Here is an 18588-nt window from a genome sequence, read left to right on the forward strand (position 1 = left end):
AGTGAGGACCGCGATGAAGCCGGGTAGGGGGTTCACGAAACTCCCTCCGGTGTCTCGATGATGACGGTCGTCGCCTTGACCACCGCGACGGCGATGACACCGGGCTCCAGGCCGAGCTGACGCGATGACTCCGTGCTCATCAGTGAAACCACGGTGAACGGGCCGCACTGCATCTGCACTTCGCTCATGACCTTGTCGGCGGTGACCTTCGTGACCAGACCGACCAGCCGATTGCGGGCCGAGCTGCCCCCGCCCAGCGGATCGGGCGGGGGCGCCGCGTGGTCACGGGCGAACTCGGCGAGGGCCTTGCCGTCGATCACTTTCCTCCCGGAGTCGTCCTTGGCGGCGGGCAAGCTGCCACTGTCGACCCAGCGCCGCACGGTGTCATCGCTGACGCCGAGCAGCATGGCAGCGTCCCTGACCCGAATGGCGGGCATCCGACTCCCTTCGGTTTTCCGTATACACGGAACAATGACACCAATACAACCACGTCTGCGGGTCTGAGAACCAGCTGGATCCGAATTCGCGGACTCAACGACGGAGGAGACCAGGAGGCGGCGGGGGAGCGTCAAGTGTGCTGAGATGGTTCCACGGGTGGGTTCACGACCGGTAGTGAGGAACGACAATGGCTGACGAGATCGGCACCTCGGCGTTCCCACCCGCGCGCAGCGAGGTCACGGTCTGTACGGACGTCGTGGACGGGACAGTTGTGCTCTCGATAATCGGCGTGATCGATGCCGCCACGGCGACCGAGGTGAGTACTGCGGTCGACGAAGCAGTGGCCGAGGCCCCGCCGGCGCTCGTCATCGATCTCACCGGAGTGACCTTCCTTGCCTCGGTCGGCATGACCATCCTGATCAAAGCGAAAGCAGACGTCGGCGCCGGCACTGGCTTCGCGGTGGTCGCTGAAGGGAACGCCACCCGCAGGCCATTGACACTCGTGGGTCTGGATTCGGAACTGACGCTGTGCCTGACCCGTGACGAGGCGCTCAGGGCCGTGCAGGCCTAGTCATCGTTGACGTCGTCGAGCACCGAGAACGGCTCGGTCGGATCCTCGACGACCATCAGCTGAGCGGCCGACTCCGACGGGACGACGTTGCGCGCCAACGCCTGTAGCGCGCGCTCGGTTCCGACGTCGTGCCCGGCGCGCTCGGACAGCAGCCACCGTACTTCGAGGAGATCGCAATACGCCTGGATCGGTGTCCCCGTCGCGCCGACCGCGGCGTGTGCTCGGTGCATCGTTGGGGTGGCGACCTCCATCACCCAGAGCGCAGCGGCGGTCTTGTCGTCGACATCGTGACCGGCTTCGCGGCACAGCTGGGCCTGATAGGCGTGCAGGTCGCCGAGCAGGATGCGCGCCTGCCCCTCGCCGACGTCGAGACCGGCCAGCCGACGCAACTGCGTTGCGTGATAACGCCGGTCGCCGACCGCGACGTGGAGGCGCAGCTCGTCAGCGCCGGCGCGGACCGGCTGCAAAGACACCTCGTCCACCGCGAAACCCAGCTCGTTGAGCTTGCGAATGGTTCCCTCGACGCGGTAGCGGTCGGCGAAGCCGAACGTCGGCTTCGAGTGCAGCAGATCCCACAGTCCTTCGTACCGTTGGCGGATGCCGAGAGCTTCGGTGATGAAACCCGGCTCCAGATCTGGTCTTTCGAGCTTGGCCGCGAGGTCAAGCAGCCCCGCGGCGACATTCTCCACTGTGATGTCGATGTCGTGGGTGCGCTGTCCGTCGGACAACCTGGGATGGATCTCACTGGTCTCGGCGTCGACGAGGAACGCCTGGAGCACCTGGCCGTCCCGGGAGAACAAGGTGTTGGCCAGCGAGCAATCGCCCCAGAACAGTCCGTAGCGGTGGAGTTCCACGAGCAGCGTGGCCATCGCGTCGAACAACCGTGCGCGGTGTTTGGGGGCATCGGGCGGCAGTCGCATGAACAGACGCCGGTACTGCCACGAGCCGACCAGATAGCGGGTCAGCAGAATCGAGGTGTCGAAGTCGGGCTGGTACACCAGGCCCGCGGGGCGGACCGCGTTGAGGCCCATCTCTTCCAGTCGACTCAACACGTCGTATTCGCGCGCGGCGATACGCGGAGGCAGCTCTTTGAGCGCCCACAGCTCGCCATCGGATTCGACGAACTTCACCAGGTGTCGGCTCGGGCCCACTGGGAGATCCCGCAGTCCGATCTCGGGGGCCGCCCATTCGGCAAGCGGCCGATCCCACGGCAACGCAAGGAGTCCCGGGCGCGGGGCCCGCAGCCGCAGTTCGGGAGCGGCCATGCTCGTGGTGGCGTCGCCGGCCGTGACTGCCGGCTAGCCGGCGGCCGCAGCGTGCCGCCCGTGTGACTCCACGGTGCGGGTGAGATTGTCACCCGATTGCGGGTCGAACAGGTGCAGTCGCTCGGCATCGAGCCACAGCTTGGCCGTGTCTCCGGACCGCACGCGGCTGAGCGGGTCGAGTTCGACGCAGATCTGCGTGCGCAACTGCTCGCTGTCGAGGTCGTTGGCCAGCTCGGCGAGCTGTCCGGCGATCTCAGTGGAAGCCTCGAACGGCACGAACGCGTACTGCTCGTTGCCCAGCCACTCCGTCACATCGATGGTGACGTCGAATGTCACTCCGCGCGAACGCTTCTCCTGATCGACAAACTCGGCGTCCTCGAATGCGCCGGGCCGGATACCGGCGATGTAGATCTTGCCGTCCTGCACGGCGCCGCGCCACTCGTCCCGCAAGGGGACCTTCGCGAACGGCAGCTCGATCTCGTCGCCCCGCACCTGGGCGGGTACGAAGTTCATCGGAGGGGAGCCGATGAAGCCGGCGACGAACAGGTTCACCGGCTGGTCGTAGAGCTCGCGCGGACTAGCGACTTGTTGCAGCACACCCTTTTTCAGCACCGCAACTCGGTCCCCCAGCGTCATTGCCTCGGTCTGGTCATGGGTGACGTACACCGTGGTGACCCCGAGCTTGCGCTGCAGCCGCAGAATTTCGGTGCGCATCTGGCCGCGCAGTTTGGCGTCCAGATTGGACAGCGGCTCGTCGAACAGGAACGCGTCGGCTTCGCGCACGATCGCGCGGCCCATCGCCACCCGCTGACGCTGACCGCCCGACAGGTTGGCCGGCTTGCGGTCCAGGTGCTCGCCGAGCTCCAGCGTCTTGGCGGCATCGTTGACTCGCTGGCGGATCTCCTCGTCGGAGAGCTTGCCGGACAGGCGCAGCGGAAAGGCGATGTTCTCGAACACCGTCAGATGTGGGTACAGGGCGTAGTTCTGGAACACCATCGCGAGGTTGCGGTCGCGCGGCGCCTTGTCGTTGACCCGCTGGTCGCCGATGAGCATGTCGCCGGAGGTGATGTCCTCGAGGCCGACGATCATCCGCAGCAGCGTCGACTTCCCACATCCGGACGGACCGACCAGGATCATGAACTCGCCGTCGGCGATGTCCAGGCTTACGTCGTTGACGGCCGGATAACCGTCGCCGTACTTCTTGACGATGTTGCGCATGGTGATTGCTGCCATGGGGTTATCCCTTCACTGCTCCGGAGGTCAGACCGGCGACGATGCGCCGCTGAAAGATGAGAACCAAGATGACGACGGGGATCGTCACGATCACCGACGCGGCCATGATGTAGGGGACGGGCGACTCGAAGTAGGACGCGCCCTGAAAGAACGCCAACGCTGCGGGCACCGTGCGTGCGCTGTCGGTCGAGGTCAGCGAGATCGCGAAGAGAAAGTCGTTCCAGCAGAAGAAGAACGTCAGGATGGCGGTGGTGAACACCCCGGGTGCGGCCAGCGGGACGATCACCTTGCGGAAAGCCTGCCACTGGGTGGCGCCGTCCACCTGCGCGGCGTGCTCCATTTCCCAAGGGATCTGACGGAAGAACGCCGACATCGTCCAAATCGACAGGGGCAGAGCAAAGGTCAGGTACGGGATGATCAGGCCGAGCCACGTGTCGTAGATGCCGAGCCCACGCCACATGTCGAACAGCGGGCCGACCAGCGCGGCCTGCGGAAACATCGCGATGCCCAGTGCCAGCGATAGCAGCAGCTTCTTGCCCGGAAACTCCAGGCGCGCAATGGCATACGCGGCGAACATTGCGATGATCACCGAGATGATGGTGGCGATGATCGCGATGCCGATCGAGTTGATCAGCGCCCGGGTGAACAACGGCTGGCTGAAGATCTGCGCGAAATTGTCGAGCGTGAACGTGCTCGGCAGGAATGACGGCTTGCCCGAGACGATGTCGGACGGCGGTTTGAAGGCCAGGCTGATCATCCACAGCATCGGCACGAAGCTGTAGATGACGATCACGATTCCGGCGATCGTCCACCATTTGGTGCTCTTGGTCACTGGTCACCCCTGACTTGCGAGAGGTCGGTCTTGAATACCTTGATGAATATCCAGGCGATGGCAACGACGGAGAGGAACAACAGCACCGAGACCGCCGATCCCATACCCAAATTCACCAGGGTCACGTTCTGCCGGTAGGCCAGGAACGAGATCGTCTCGGTGTTGTTCGCACCCGCCGTCATCACGTACGGGTTGTCGAAGATCCGCCACGCGTCGAGAGTGCGGAAAAGCAGGGCGACCATGATCGCGGCCTTCATATTCGGCAGCGTGACCTTCCACAGCCGCTGCCAGGCCGTCGCGCCGTCCACCTTCGCCGCCTCCTGCATGTCCTCGGGGACCTGAACAAGCCCGGCGAGTAGCAGCAGCGAGATGAACGGTGTCGTCTTCCAAATCTCGGAGAGGCAGATGACGAAGATCGCCGACCACCGGTCGCCGAACCAGTCGAACTCGCTGAGGTTGAGCCACTGGTTCACGAAGCCCGAATCGATCGCGAACGCGTAGCGCCAGATGAACGCCGACACGACGGTGACGATGCCGTACGGAATGAGGATCGCCGTGCGCAGTGGACCACGGCCTCGCACGATCCGCAGCATCACGAACGCGAACCAGAAGCCGAGCACCAACTCGATGGCCACTGTGACGACCGTGATCGCCAGCGTGGTGACGAAGTCGTTCCACCAGATCGGGTCGGTCAGGATGACGAGGTAGTTGCTCAGGCCTACGAAGCTGCGTCCCTCCGGATCGGTGAGCCGGAAGTTGTAGAGCGACAACACCAGCGCGTAGCCGAGCGGGTAGGCGGTGACGAGAAGCATCACCACATACGACGGAAGGGTCAGATAGAGGCCGAGTCGGCGTTCACCCTTGGCGCGCTCGCTGACCGACGGTTTGCCGGGATCCTGTTGAATGGGTGCGTCCTGGAGTGCGCCGCCAACGCCCGTCGCTTCGCTCGCCCGGGTCACAGCAGCCGCCTCCCTGCCAGCACGTCAGCCATGAATTCGTCTGTCCTCTCCGGTGTTTCGGCGTTCACCGAGGCGGGCGGATGCCACGTCTGCTGGATCGCACCCGAGATATCGGTGTAGAAGGGTGTGGGTGGCCGCGGTCCGCCGTCGCCGATGGATTCGCGGATCAGATCGGCATTTTCGTACGTTTCCCGGATCTTGGGGTCGTCGTACGACGCCGCGTAGGGCGAAGGTTCGCTCTCGTCGAGCATGTACTGCGTCGCCTTGGGTTCGGCGTTGATGCACTCGACGAGCGCGATCGCCTGATCCGGATACTTGGTGTAGGCGCCGATGCCGAGATTCGCGCCGCCCAGCGGCGGCGCGCTGGGGCGGTCCGAAGACACCCTGGGGTAGCGGGCCCAGCCGATGTCGTCCACCACCGCCTGCGGGAGTGTGCCCTCCTCAGCGGCGGTGCGCGCCGCGGCCAGCACGTAGGGCCAGTTGACCATGAACATGCCCTGCTCGGATTGGAAGTTGGCGCGGGCCTGCTCCTCCGACGCATTGGACATGTCGGCGGGCGCGGCAGGGGAGCGGCCGAGGTTGCCGACGATCTCGGCGGCTTTCTCCCCGGGCGGGCTCGCAAGCGAAGGTTTGGCGTTGCGTCCGGCCTCGACGTCCTCCAGCAGTGCGCCGCCCGCCGAGAGCACGAGGGCATTGATCAACACAGTGTAGCCCTCGTAGCGCTGCGCCTGGACGGCGATCTTCTTCTGTTGCCCCACAGCGGCTTTGAGCATCTCGTCCCACGTGAAGGTCGGTGACGTGGGATCCACGCCGGCCGCGGCGGCGGCCGACTTGCGGTACCAGAGCAGCTGGGCGTTGGATTTGTAGGGTGCGCCGTAGAGCGTGTCTTCCCACATACCCGTCTCGACAGGCGCCGGAAGCATCCCCGCGGTGAGACGTTGGGTCTCCTCGGCGGTGTAGGGGCGCAGGAACCCGGCGTTGGCGAACTCGGCGGTGAACACCACGTCCATGCTGACCAGATCGATCGACGAATCGCCGGCGGCGAGGCGGCGGACCATCTGCTCGCGCTGGGCGGTGGCGGTGCTCGGAAGTGATTCGATGCGCACCTGATAGGCGCCGTTGGAAGCATCTGCGCACTGTTCGGCGCGTGCCGCGGAGCCTCCGTTGTCGGGAAGGATGTACCAGGTCAGGGTTGGGGGGCCGCCCTGGCTGCCGCAACCGGACAACAGTGACGCAGCGACCAGAGGCGCACTGGCCAGCGCGATTGCGCGACGTCGTCGCCCGCGGGCGAACTGATCTCGTTTCATCACGTCCTCGTCTATGAAGTTTGTCCCCGTTCTCGGAAGTTGTGAGCTCCGATGAGGGCCACGTGCAGCACATTCGGTACGCCTGTGAGTGTGTCACACCTCACAGGTCACGTGGGGCAGCGGTGTCAGTGCGGCGAGGCGGTCGACCCGCGAATCACCAATCGCGTGGGCAGGGTCGTCATCGCCCCGTCGTTCTCCACGCCGTCGGTGGTGAGCTGACGGAGGACTTTTCGTGCGGCGATCTGACCTTGGTCGCGCACCGGCTGCGCGACGGTCGTCAGGTCGGTCAGTTCAGCAGACGGGTGGTCGTCGACGCCGATGATCGAGATTTGCTGCGGGACAGAGACTCCGGCACGCCTCAACGTACGGAGTGCGCCGAGGGCGATCTCGTCGGAGTGGCAGAAAACCGCGGTGGGCAGCCGGGAGTTGCTCAGCAGCATTTCCATTCCGCGCGATCCACCCTCGATGCTCCACTTCACCGTCACCACCGTGGGATCGTGCAGCCCCGCCTCGCGCATCTGGTGATGGAAGCCGCTGATGCGTGCCTGATCGGTGGCCCATGGGATGTCCGTGTCGTCAGCGGCCTGGATCATCGCGATGTCGCGGTGCCCGATGTGGAGCAGGTGCCCGACGGCCTGGCGGGCGGCGAGCTCGTCGTCGATACCGATCCACGACCGGTTCCCGTCGGGGTGATGACCTCCGACGAAAACGGTCGGTACGTTGAGCTGATCGATGCGAGTACGTTCGCGGGACGTCAGCGGCAGTGAAACCACCACCACAGCATCGACTTTGCGGCGCAGGGGAAGCGCTTCGAAGAAGCGGTGCCGCGCAGCCGAATCCGGCAGGGTGCAGAGCACCAGATCCACGCCGACGGTGTCGAATTCGTCTGCGATGCCGGCCAGCACCGTGGAGTAGAACCAGGCGTCGATCCGCGGAACTACGACACCGACCCTGCCCGTAGCTCCACCGGAGAGTCGGGACGCCTCCGGTGAGACGACGTAGGACAGCTCCCTCGCCGCGGACAGGATCCGGTCGCGGGTCACCAAGGACACCCCGGGTTCGCCCCGCAGGGCCCGTGACACCGAAGCGATCGAGACTCCCGAGTGTCGGGCGACGTCAGTCATGTTGACCGTCTGCTTTGGAATCATCAGATGCTGAGAATAGCGGAGCGTAATTATTTACGTTATGAGTTTCGGGATTGACATGTAGTTGGTATATCGCGAGTCTAAGTACGCAAACGTTTACTTTCCCCTTTCCGCTCTTACCGAGGAGTTTCGCCGTGGCCTCCGAACAGTCGTGGTGGCAGACCGCCGTCGTCTATCAGGTCTATATCCGCAGCTTCGCCGACGGTAACGGCGACGGCATCGGCGACATCGCGGGATTGCGTGCGAAGTTGCCGTATCTCGGCCGTCTCGGTGTCGACGCCATCTGGATCAACCCCTGGTATCCATCTCCGATGGCCGACGCCGGCTACGACGTGGCCGACTATCGCGATATCGAACCGTCCTACGGCACCCTGGATGAGGCGCAGTCACTGATTGCAGAAGCGCACGACCTCGGCATCCGGGTGATTCTCGACATCGTTCCCAACCACACGTCCGATCGGCACATGTGGTTCCAGGCCGCGCTCGCCGGCGAGAAGGGCGCCCGGGAGCGCTACCACTTCAAACCCGGGCGCGGGGAGGGCGGTGTGGAGCCGCCGAACAACTGGCGGAGCATCTTCGGCGGCCCGGCGTGGACAAGAGTCGCCGACGGGTCGTGGTACCTGCATCTGTTCGCTCCCGAACAGCCGGACCTGAATTGGGGCCACGACGAGGTGCGTGCGGAGTTCGAGGACATCCTGTCGTTCTGGTTCGACCGCGGCATTGACGGCTTCCGCATCGACGTCGCGCACGGCCTGGTCAAAGTGGATGGGCTGCCCGACGGTGTCGACCCCTCCGTCGATGCAGCACCGCACTCGATGCTCGTCTTCGGTGACCGGCACCCGGCATGGGATCAGGACGGCGTGCACGAGATCTACCGCGGTTGGCGTGCGGTGGCCGACCGCTACACCCCGGAACGAATCTTCATCGCCGAAGCGTGGGTCTCCAGCAACGAGCGTCTGGCCCGCTACCTCAGGCCCGACGAGTTGCACACGGCATTTCAATTCGACTTCCTGCGCTCGCCGTGGCGTGCGGAAAAGCTGCGAGAGGTCATCGACGACGCGATCGGCTCCGCCGCATCCGTCGGAGCGCCGCCCACCTGGGTGCTGTCCAACCACGACGTCACGCGCACCGTCACACGCTTTTCGCGCTCACAACCCGACCAGCTCATCGAAACCGACTGGGAGCGCGCCCGCTGGTCGGCCGAGGAACCCGACCATGATCTGGGGCGTAGGCGGGCGCGCGCCGCGGCACTGGTGCAGTTGGCGTTGCCGGGCACGGCGTACGTCTATCAGGGCGAGGAGTTGGCCCTCGAAGAGATCGAGGACGTGCCTGACGACCTGCGCCAGGACCCCACCTGGGTGCAATCGGGCTTCACCGACGTGGGCCGCGACGGTTGCCGAATCCCGTTGCCGTGGAAAGAGACTGACGTACCGTACGGTTTCGCAGCCGACCCCGGTGCGACCACGTGGCTGCCGCAGCCCGACCACTGGGCCGAACACAGCGTCGAGGCTCAGGAGCGCGACGCCGAGTCGACATTGAATCTCTACCGGGAGGCGCTCAAGCTGCGGCCGTCGCTGTGGCGCGATGCCGGTGACCTCAAATGGCTCACCGCTCCCGACGGAGTCATCGCGTTCGAGCGCGGCGCAGCCCAGTGTTGGGTCAACACCGGGTCCACCCAGGTCGATCTGCCGGACGGCGCGGTCGTCGTCCTGGCGTCCGCGCCGGGCGTCGAGACCGTCCTGCCTGTCGACACCGCGGCGTGGTTGAGGACCGAATGGGGTCTTTAGGCCCTCTACACGGGGGTGGCGGCGTCGCACTCTAGAGGAATGAACGGTTCCTATCCCGATTACGAGACGCTCCGTTCGGCGCTGTCCCTGGCGAATCGCGCGCCGTCGGTCCATAACTCCCAGCCGTGGCAATGGCGATTGGGTGATTCCAGTGTGCATCTGTACGCGAATCCGGATCTGCAACTGTCCCACACCGATCCGGATGCTCGCGATCTGATGCTCAGCTGCGGAGCCGTCCTCAACCATTGCGTGGTCGCATTGGCGGCGCTGGGCTGGCAATCAAAGGTCCATCGGTTCCCCAACCCTGCGGAGCCCGACCACCTTGCCGCGGTGGAGTTGTACCGCTATCCCGCTGCCGAACTCGACGTCACGCTTGCCGCTGCGATCCCGCGTCGCCGTACCGACCGCCGCCACTACAGTTCGTGGCCGGTCCCTCGCGGGGACATCGCGCTGATGGGTGCCAGAGCCGCACGTGCCGGGGTCACACTGCGGCGTGTCGACGACATCGCCGGACTCACCCGGCTTGTCAACGAGGCCGCCGCGCGGCACGGGTCGGATCAGGGCTACCTCGCCGAACTAGCCGCGTGGAGTGGCCGGTACGCATCCACCGCCGGGGTTCCGGCGAGGAGTGTGCCCGGTTCTCATTCGACGGGGCCGATTCCGTTGCGAGCGTTCGCCGGTGGCGTCCTGCCTCAGACGCCGGACACTGCGGCCGCCGAGGACAATGCAACGGTGCTGGCGCTGGGCACGATCGGGGACGACCGGCTGTCGTGGCTGCGGGCGGGGGAGGCGACGAGCATCGTTCTGCTGACCGCCACGGCGCTTGGGCTGGCGAGCTGCCCCATCACTGAGCCTCTCGAGATCGCAGAGACGCGGGAGGCCGTCCGACGCGAGGTGTTCGGAGCCGACGGGTATCCGCAGATGTTGCTGCGCATCGGCTGGGCGCCGCTCAACGCGGACCCGCTGCCTTCCACGCCGCGCCGCGATATCGCAGATGTGGTGGTCCGGCTGGATGGTTCGCCGATGAGCTAGTCGCGCCGGCGGCTTCGGTCGAGCTTCGACACGAATGCTGCCGCCTGCGTGCGACGTTCCATGCCGAGCTTTGAAAGCAGCCGCGACACATAGTTTTTGACCGTCTTCTCGGCGAGGAACATGCGGGCGGCGATCTGCTTGTTGGTCAGACCCTCGCCGACCAGATCGAGCAGCACCTTTTCTTGATCGGTCAGACCGGACAGCGGATCAGAGGGTTGGCCTTCCCCGCGCAGCTTGGACATCAGGGCCGCGGCGGCGCGATTGTCCAGCAGCGATCGTCCCGCCCCGACCTCTTTGATGGCGCTTGCCAGCTCCATGCCTTTGATGTCCTTGACCACGTACCCGCTGGCGCCGGCAAGGATCGCGTCGAGCATCGCTTCATCCGACGTGAACGACGTCAGCATCAGACACCTCAGGTCGGGCAGCCGGGACAGCAGGTCGCGGCACAGTTCGATGCCGTTGCCGTCCGGCAGCCGGACGTCGAGTACCGCGACATCAGGCGCAAGCGCCGGGATTCGCGCCATAGCCTCGGCAACGGACCCCGCCTCACCCACGACGTCGAGGTCGGGATCGGTGCCCAGGAGGTCGATCAGGCCTCGCCGGACCACTTCGTGGTCGTCTACCAGGAAAACCTTCACCATGTTGGAACGTCCTACCTATACGGATGTGCACCGTCACAGTGCGTTGGGCGGTTCACACACCAGTATCGAACAATCCGTGTCGCGCAGTGCGGCATTGCCCGGCGCCCCGATGAGCGCCGCCACACCGCCTGGCCGGTCGCGTCCGATGACGACGAGCTGAACCGACTCGCCGTGGACGGTGAGATAGTTCAGCGTGTCGCCGTTGCCCACGGTGGTGATCTCCAGATTCGGGTAGCGGCGCCGCCATTCGGCCAGCCGGCGTTCCCACTGTGCCTCGAAATCGGGATAGGAGCGCGCGGGCGTCAGCACACGCACCGGGGCGTGTCGGCGGCGGGCTTCCTCGAGGCCGTGGTGGAGTACGGGGCTGTTCGCCGCACTTCCGGTGACCTCGATGACGACGGCACGGTCGTTACAGCGCTGCGGCCGGTGCGTCCTGACGATCGCGACCGGGCAGAGCGCGGACGCCGACAGGGCGGCCGCCGTCGAGCCCATCGCGCCCCGGGTGGAATGCCGAAGGCCCCGCGCACCGATGCACAGCATCGCGGCCGATCGTGCCGCTTCGCGAAGAGTCTGGACAGGTCTGCCCTGCAGAATCTCCACTTCGATCTTGACCGAACGTCCGGTGGACTCAACCTCGGTCACTGCGTAGCGAATCGCCCTGTCTGCCGTGGACAGACGGCGCGCCTGTTCTTGCGGATCGAGGGTGACCCCGGCCTGATCGTCTACCACATACACCAGCCGCAGCGGGATATCGCGGTCCGCCGCCTGATCAATCGCCCACAGTGTCGCATCGATGGCAGCCGGGGAGCCGTCGATTCCGACGACGACATACGACCCCGACTGGCCTTCTAACATGCTGTGCCCCTGTTTAGTTCAAAGACTTCACGAATCGGCCGACGCGGCGTGGGCGGCGGCGGGGCGGCCAGGGCAGGAGCGACGCCGACCCGCACGATCGCCTGCGGAATCGCGGTGATGCCGACAAGCGACGCGACGATGTCGCGCCCGTGGGGGACTTCGGTGACGTGGGTGACCGTGCAGGTCGCCATTCCCGCCATCGTCGCGTCCAGCAGCACCGCCGACAGCGCCTCGCCGCAACGCAATACGCTTTCTCTGGAATCATCCTCGGTGGACAGCACCAGGATGCCCGCGCGATCGTCATCGATGTCGCCACGCCGTTCCGGGTGGGCCTCGACGGGGAAGGTGCGCCCGACGTCCACTCGGTCGCTCTCGGCCGCCGAGATCAGCGCACTCCTGGGTATTCCGTCGTCGGCGACGAAATCAGCTGTCCACCAGAACAGTTCGGAGTGGTAGCGGGAGTCGTACATTCGAACCGCGTCTGCCAGATGGCACGCCTCGGCCAACGATTCACGTGCATCGTCTGCAAGTGCGTCGGCTCGTACCGTGCCGCGCTGCGCGGTGTCGCCGAGTGCGGCGGCAAGTCCTTCCCAGTCTTGGGGAGCCGACATCGGCATTCGATCGGTGCGACGCAACAGGATCGCGTCGGCACGTGTCTTCTGCTGCGTGGTCACCCGCGGCGCGGCGGTGATGTCGACACCGGCAACGTGTAGTGGGTTGTCCGGGTCAGGGAGGCGCCGAACGGAGGTGTCCCATCCGGCCGCGGCCATCGCCACCCGGAAGTGGTCCAGTACGGCCCCGCAGCTGATCAAGGCTTCCCGACCGCTGCTGTCTGCCGCACGAACCATCCGTCTGGGGTCGGCGTACAGGTCGACGCCGTTGTCGTTGGCGACCCAACGCCACGGCTGGCTGTTGTGCAGGGACGGTGCCCTGCAGGCCACCTCAAGCGCATCCATGATCGTCTCGGCGGGCACACACGTGGCCGGCATGCTGACCTCCGTTCGGTTCACCAACGACACTGCTCGCCGCGGGCCATCGCCGACAGGGCCAATGGTCCTCAACCACTGCGGCTGTCGTGGGGCACCATGGTGTCGTGGCGCAGGACGGGGAACCCGGTGACGGAGAGCGTCCGCTGCGCGTCACGCTGTCGCAGCTGCGGTTGCGCGAACTGCTCGTCGAGGTGCAGGACCGGGTCGCGCAGATCATCAAGGGCAGAGATCGGTTCGATGGCCTGGTCGAGGCCATGCTGGTGGTCACCTCGGGTCTGGAGCTCGACGACACCCTTCGCTCGATCGTGCACAGCGCGATTGACCTCGTTGACGCGCGATACGGTGCGCTCGGCGTGCGGGGCGCGGGCCATGAACTCGTCGAGTTCGTCCACGAGGGCATCGACGGGCCCACCGGGGAACGCATCGGTCACCTGCCAGAGGGGCGCGGGGTGCTGGGAGTTTTGCTCGACGATCCCAAACCGATTCGGCTCGAAGACATCTCGACACACTCGCACTCGGTCGGTTTCCCGCCGAATCATCCGCCGATGCGGACGTTCCTCGGAGTGCCGGTACGCATCCGCGACGAGGTGTACGGGAACCTGTATCTCACCGACAAAGTCGGCGGAGTCCCGTTCAGCGACGACGACGAGGTCCTGGCCCAGGCGCTGGCCGCCGCCGCCGGAATCGCCATCGAGAACGCCCGACTCTATGAGCAGTCGCGCGCCCGTCAGTCCTGGATCGCCGCGACCCGCGACATCGGCACCGAGCTGTTGTCGGGGACCGATCCGGCTGGAGTCTTCCGGCTGGTCGCAGACAAGGCGCAGGAGCTCAGCGGGGCGGTGACCACGATCGTTGCGATCGCCGAGGATCCGAATCAAGTCCGCGCCGAGGTCGACAACCTCACGGTCATCGCCGCGGCGGGGGAGCCGATCGCCCCTGCGCCCTTGCTGATCCCTGTTGCCGGCACAGCGATCGGCGAGGCGTTCCTCGGACGAACTCCCGACAAGTTCGTGGGTTCCGACGTCGGCACCGGAACCGCGGCCCGCCCGGCGATGGTGCTTCCGCTGCGAGCGACCGACGTGGTGCCGGGGGTGCTGATTGTGCTGAGAAGCCCTGGCGGACAACCTTTTCGGGACGATGAGCTCGATATGATGGCGGCCTTCGCCGATCAGGCCGCACTGGCGTGGCAGCTGGCATGCGCTCAGTACCGAGTGCAGGAGCTGAGTCTGCTGGCCGACAGGGACCGCATCGCGCGCGACCTGCACGACCACGTAATCCAGCGGCTCTTCGCAGTGGGGCTATCGCTGCAGCGGGCCGTTGACGGTGCCAGATCCGACGAAGTGCAGCAACGACTCTCGGAGTACGTCGACGATCTTCAGGACGTCATCCAGGAAATTCGGACCGTGATCTTGAACCTGCACGGCGGGTCATCGGGGATCACCAGGTTGCGGCAGCGCATCGATGAGGCCGTCGCGGCGTTTCAAGCGGCGGATGTGCGCACGTCGGTGCAGTACGTCGGTCCACTGTCGGTCGTGAACGCCCAGTTGGCAGACCACGCCGAGGCCGTCGTACGCGAAGCCGTCAGCAACGCCGTTCGCCATTGGGGTGCCACCGTAGTGACGGTGACGGTGACCGTCGACGAAGACCTGTCGATCGACGTGACCGACAACGGCCGGGAAATCGAGACAGGTGTCACGGAAGGCGCCCTGGCCAACCTCGCCGGCCGAGCCGACAACGTGGGCGGCTCGTTTGCCGTCCACAGAGCGGCCGACGGAGGGACCAGGCTTCAGTGGCGTGTTTCGCTTCCGTCGAAAGAGGGGCTCTAGCTTTCGCTCTGCGGATATCTCGTTGCGTTGAACCAGCGTCAAGCAGTGATGTCCGCGCTGGTATCTGCGCATGACTGGTGACGGGAGCGCTTCGCCTTCGCAACGGTTGGATAACGCCGCTGCTGTCGCGAGGGAAAATTTCGAAGTTTTCGGTTCAGTAAGCGGAGTAACTACACCGATGTAATTCGCTTGGCGCGGACGTAGAAAGACTGGGAGCACATGTCTCGGACGAAAAAGGGCATCGTCGTTGTCATGATGGGCAGCGCAGGATTGTTCTTGAGCGCCCCGCTGCTGGGCTCCGCGGCGAATGCGACACCCACCCGCGGTGGCGTACCGTGCGTCGGCATCCTCCAGCAAATCGTTTCCCGTCCCGGTGACATCCCGCAGGCGCTCAACGACACCGCGCGATCCTTCACCACGCCGGGTCAGCCGCGGCCGCCGGTCGTGGTTCCGCCCGCCAGCACCTCGATTCCCGCCGCGACCCCGCCAGTGCCCGGAACCCCGCCGGCGTCGATCGTCACGCCGTCGTCGGGTTCGACCCCGCCTGTGCCGCCCCGTCCCGGGACTCCGTTGACGTCATCTACCGGCGGCGGCACTCCGCCTGTTACTCCGGTGCCGGGGACCTCCGCCGGCGCACCAGTAGGTAGTCCCGGCGTTCCGACCCCACCGGTTCCGGGTGCGCCGGCGGGTGCTGCGGTGGGCGGTCCTGGAATTCCGACGCCACCCGCCCCGGGTGCGCCCGTGGTTACGCCGGTCGGCAATCCGGCAGTGCCGACGCCTCCCACTCCTGGTGTGCCCATCGTCGGCGACGGTGGCGCCGCGCTGCCGCCGCTTCCGCCCGCCCCGGGCGGCCCGGCCGCGATTCCCGCCGGTCTGGCATCACCTCCTGCACCCCCGGCGCCGGGTGCGCCGATCATTGGCGAGGCCGGTGCGGTGCCTCCGGTCGGTGGCTCTGCTTCTCCTCCCGGCATGTCAGGGGCTCCCGTCGCCGCGGCCGCCGGCGCATCGGGATCCGGTGGGTCCGGTGCCGGCGGCCCGGGTGGCGGCGCCCCCGGTCTTCCGGGCGCACCGGTCGAGGGTGCTGCCGGCGCGGTGCCTCCTCCTCCCGCGCCCGTCGCGCCGCTCGCGGCGTCGGCCGGCGACATTCCGCCGCCCCTTCCGGCTCCAGGTGCTCCGGTGGTCGGGGAGGCCGGTGTGGTGGCGCCTCCTGCTCCGGGTGGTCCTGGAGTGCCGGTGGTCGATGAGGCCGGTGTGGTGACGCCTCCTGCACCGGGTGGTCCCGGTGTGCCGTCGGGGAGCCGGGCGGCGTGGTGACTCCTCCAGCTCCGGGTGGTCCTGGAGTGCCGGTGGTCGATGAGGCCGGTGTGGTGACGCCTCCTGCACCGGGTGGTCCCGGTGTGCCGGTGGTCGGGGAGGGCGGCGTGGTGACTCCTCCAGCTCCGGGTGGTCCTGGTGTGCCGGTGGTCGATGAGGCCGGTGTGGTGACGCCTCCTGCACCGGGTGGTCCCGGTGTGCCGGTGGTCGGGCCGGGCGGCGTGGTGACTCCTCCAGCTCCGGGTGGTCCTGGTGTGCCGGTGGTCGATGAGGCCGGTGTGGTGACGCCCCCCGCTCCCGGTGGTCCCGGTGTGCCCTCGGGTGAGCCGGGCGGCGTGGTGACGCCTCCCGCGCCTGGCGCCCCGGGCTCGCCGGCCGTGAACACGATCGAAACCTTCTCTCCCCCAGTACCTCCCGCGCCGGGAACGCCGTCGTCGGGTTCAATCGAGACCTTTTCCCCTCCTGCGCCGCCGTCGCCGGGCGCGGGCACGAATTCGATCGTCGAGATCGCGACGCCGCCGCCTCCGGGTGTGCCAGGGATTCCCTCTGGAGGTTCGACGACTTTCACGACGCCGCCGACACCGGAGATCACCCTCAACCCGGCCAATTCGGGCGTCGACATCGCCACCCCGCCCGGCCCCGGACTCCCGGGCGCTCCGTTGCAGGCATCGGCCAATGTCGCAACGCCGCCCGCTCCGGGTATTCCCGGTACGCCGGTGAATGCCTCGGTCGACGCCGCGATACCCGGCGGCCTCGACGTACCCGCCGCGCCGATCGAGCGATCGACGACCATCGCGACGCCTCCGACCCCCGGGGCGCCCGGCGCTCCGGCGAACGCCGCGATCGATCTGGCCACGCCGCCCGCACCAGGCGGTCCCGGCGCTCCACTCAATGCCGCGGTCGAGGTGCCGACTCCCGGCGCCCCCGGTGCTGCGGGTGTGCCGGTGGTGGATGAGGCGGGTGTTGTGACGCCTCCTGCTCCGGGTGGTCCTGGTGTTCCGTCGGGTGAGCCGGGCGGTGTGGTGACGCCTCCTGCGCCGGGTGCTGCGGGTGTGCCGGTGGTGGATGAGGCGGGTGTTGTGACGCCTCCTGCTCCGGGTGGTCCTGGTGTTCCGTCGGGTGAGCCGGGCGGTGTGGTGACGCCTCCTGCGCCGGGTGCACCCGGCGCACCGGTGATTGGTGACGCAGGTCTGGCGACGCCTCCGGGGCCGCCCGCTCCCGGCGCGCCGGTCATCGACGAGGCTGGACTTGTGGCTCCGGCCGTGCCGCCCGCCGAGGGCGCCCGTATCGATTCCTCCGCAGCGGCAGTGACGCCGCCGGGACCGCAGGCTGCCCCGGCTTTCGGTGACGCAGGCGCTGTAGGCGCAGGCGAAGGTGGCGGTGCAGGCGCGGGAGGCGGAGCTCCGGTCGAGGGAGCAGCCGGCGCCGTGGGCGCCGGGGAAGGCGCTACCCCAGGTGGTGCACCCCTCGCGGCCGCGAGCGGTACCGCCACAACCGACGCCGCAGGGGCCGGGGGTCCCGCAGCAGCGGCAGTCCCGGCGGACGGCCCTCCTGGCCCGCCAGCGCCGGGCGCGCCGATCTTCGGCGAAGCCGGTGTGGTGACGCCGCCTGTTCCGCCGGTGCCCGGTGGTGGCGCGGGTGTGCCCGGGGGTGTGGTTTCGCCTCCGAGCCCGGGTGTCCCGGGTGGTGCCGAAGCGGTGCCTGCCGGTGTGGTGACGCCGCCTGTTCCGCCGGTGCCCGGTGGTGGCGCGGGTGTGCCCGGGGGTGTGGTTTCGCCCCCGACGCCGGGCGTCCCTGGTGGCGCCGCATCCGTACCGAGCGGCGCGTCCACGCCTCCGACCCCGCCGCTGCCTCCGGGGTCAACCAACACCTACATCAATTACCCGGCCCCGCCGGTGCCGCCGACCCCACCGAACGGGACGAGCGTCAACGCCGGAACGCCCGGGTTGCCGATCCCGGGGACACCCGGCAACACGCTGACGCTCACGGATCTGCTCACGCCCCCGGGTATGGCCCGGACTGTGCAAAATACGGCGTCGTCGGTCATGGGCATCACCCCGCCGGGAACTCCGCCGGTGCCCGGCGCCCCGGGTGCGGTGAACGTGGCTGTTCCCGGCCCGCCGAGCCCGCTCACCCCGCTGGCGGCGACAGGTCTGTCGAACCTGATCAACCCGCCGTCGCTGACCATTCCGTCGATCCCGGGTATGCCGATTCCGCTGCCGAACACCGTGCCGGTGCCGTCGGATCTGCTCTGTGTCGGCACGGATTGGTCTGCCTCGCAGGGTGATTCGGCCACTTCACCGCCGAGCGCCGATGCGCCCAGGCCGGTCGTTACGGGCCCGGCGGCCGGCCAAGGGCGCGACCGCTGGGACACCCGGTAGGCCGCGCTGCGGA

The 18588-nt window shown here is 67.1% G+C and carries 16 protein-coding genes; 6 read left to right on the forward strand and 10 right to left on the reverse strand.

Annotated features, from left to right (window positions below; translation table 11 throughout):
* Positions 1 to 32 precede the first annotated feature (32 nt).
* Entirely contained in the window at positions 33 to 437 is a 405-nt protein-coding gene (locus AWC12_RS23115) for a TOBE domain-containing protein (RefSeq protein WP_024447422.1), read from the reverse strand.
* A gap of 188 nt (positions 438 to 625) precedes the next feature.
* On the opposite strand from AWC12_RS23115, the gene AWC12_RS23120 reads away from it, so the two are divergent.
* Entirely contained in the window at positions 626 to 1009 is a 384-nt protein-coding gene (locus tag AWC12_RS23120) for an STAS domain-containing protein (RefSeq protein WP_085177149.1), read from the forward strand.
* Here AWC12_RS23120 and AWC12_RS23125 read toward each other — a convergent pair.
* The 6 genes from AWC12_RS23125 to AWC12_RS23150 all read right to left on the reverse strand — a co-directional run bounded on the left by AWC12_RS23125 (position 1006) and on the right by AWC12_RS23150 (position 7753).
* Positions 1006 to 2274, reverse strand: coding sequence for a DUF4032 domain-containing protein (locus AWC12_RS23125; RefSeq protein WP_024447420.1), 1269 nt, complete (start codon positions 2272 to 2274; stop codon positions 1006 to 1008). The genes AWC12_RS23120 and AWC12_RS23125 overlap by 4 nt on opposite strands.
* A 33-nt stretch (positions 2275 to 2307) precedes the next feature.
* A complete protein-coding gene (locus tag AWC12_RS23130; protein WP_024447419.1) occupies positions 2308 to 3507 on the reverse strand; it encodes an ABC transporter ATP-binding protein in 1200 nt (399 codons plus the stop codon).
* Positions 3508 to 3511: 4 nt separating this feature from the next.
* On the reverse strand, positions 3512 to 4339 hold the full coding sequence (locus AWC12_RS23135; RefSeq protein ID WP_085177151.1) for a carbohydrate ABC transporter permease: 828 nt from the start codon (positions 4337 to 4339) through the stop codon (positions 3512 to 3514).
* Positions 4336 to 5298, reverse strand: a complete 963-nt coding sequence (locus tag AWC12_RS23140) for a carbohydrate ABC transporter permease (protein ID WP_024447417.1) — start codon at positions 5296 to 5298, stop codon at positions 4336 to 4338. Before AWC12_RS23140 ends, AWC12_RS23135 begins: the two co-directional genes overlap by 4 nt.
* The gene (locus AWC12_RS23145; protein ID WP_024447416.1) at positions 5295 to 6605 is read right to left on the reverse strand and encodes an extracellular solute-binding protein; all 1311 of its coding nucleotides are present in this window, start codon (positions 6603 to 6605) and stop codon (positions 5295 to 5297) included. The genes AWC12_RS23140 and AWC12_RS23145 overlap by 4 nt, the downstream gene beginning before the upstream one ends.
* 125 nt (positions 6606 to 6730) lie before the next feature.
* Positions 6731 to 7753 (reverse strand): LacI family DNA-binding transcriptional regulator, encoded by a 1023-nt coding sequence (locus tag AWC12_RS23150; protein ID WP_024447415.1) that lies wholly within the window; start codon positions 7751 to 7753, stop codon positions 6731 to 6733.
* 131 nt (positions 7754 to 7884) lie between these two features.
* Between AWC12_RS23150 and AWC12_RS23155 the strand changes: the two genes are divergently transcribed.
* Together AWC12_RS23155 and AWC12_RS23160 are read left to right on the forward strand one after the other, a co-directional pair.
* Positions 7885 to 9537, forward strand: a complete 1653-nt coding sequence (locus AWC12_RS23155) for a glycoside hydrolase family 13 protein (protein ID WP_085177153.1) — start codon at positions 7885 to 7887, stop codon at positions 9535 to 9537.
* A gap of 39 nt (positions 9538 to 9576) precedes the next feature.
* Positions 9577 to 10569, forward strand: coding sequence for an Acg family FMN-binding oxidoreductase (locus tag AWC12_RS23160; RefSeq protein WP_085177155.1), 993 nt, complete (start codon positions 9577 to 9579; stop codon positions 10567 to 10569).
* Here AWC12_RS23160 and dosR read toward each other — a convergent pair.
* Genes dosR through AWC12_RS23175 form a run of 3 tightly spaced genes read right to left on the reverse strand, consistent with a single transcriptional unit; the run spans position 10566 to position 13054 of the window.
* Entirely contained in the window at positions 10566 to 11210 is a 645-nt protein-coding gene (gene dosR, locus AWC12_RS23165) for a hypoxia response regulator transcription factor DosR/DevR (protein WP_024447412.1), read from the reverse strand. The genes AWC12_RS23160 and dosR overlap by 4 nt on opposite strands.
* A 33-nt stretch (positions 11211 to 11243) precedes the next feature.
* Entirely contained in the window at positions 11244 to 12065 is an 822-nt protein-coding gene (locus tag AWC12_RS23170; RefSeq protein ID WP_024447411.1) for a universal stress protein, read from the reverse strand.
* Positions 12059 to 13054 carry an Acg family FMN-binding oxidoreductase gene (locus AWC12_RS23175; protein ID WP_085177430.1) on the reverse strand — a complete coding sequence of 332 codons (996 nt, stop codon included), beginning with the start codon at positions 13052 to 13054 and terminating at the stop codon, positions 12059 to 12061. The genes AWC12_RS23170 and AWC12_RS23175 overlap by 7 nt, the downstream gene beginning before the upstream one ends.
* A gap of 104 nt (positions 13055 to 13158) precedes the next feature.
* Here AWC12_RS23175 and AWC12_RS23180 point away from each other — a divergent pair, with 104 nt between their 5' ends.
* From AWC12_RS23180 to AWC12_RS23185, 3 genes are all read left to right on the forward strand, one after another.
* Entirely contained in the window at positions 13159 to 14880 is a 1722-nt protein-coding gene (locus tag AWC12_RS23180; protein WP_207576469.1) for a sensor histidine kinase, read from the forward strand.
* Between the two features lie 219 nt (positions 14881 to 15099).
* Positions 15100 to 16194 (forward strand): hypothetical protein, encoded by a 1095-nt coding sequence (locus tag AWC12_RS31720; RefSeq protein ID WP_234814144.1) that lies wholly within the window; start codon positions 15100 to 15102, stop codon positions 16192 to 16194.
* Positions 16188 to 18575 (forward strand): hypothetical protein, encoded by a 2388-nt coding sequence (locus AWC12_RS23185; RefSeq protein WP_234814121.1) that lies wholly within the window; start codon positions 16188 to 16190, stop codon positions 18573 to 18575. The genes AWC12_RS31720 and AWC12_RS23185 overlap by 7 nt, the downstream gene beginning before the upstream one ends.
* Positions 18576 to 18588: the final 13 nt, after the last annotated feature.

Origin of the sequence: Mycolicibacterium iranicum, assembly GCF_002101705.1 — a bacterium.
GTDB lineage: Bacteria > Actinomycetota > Actinomycetes > Mycobacteriales > Mycobacteriaceae > Mycobacterium > Mycobacterium iranicum.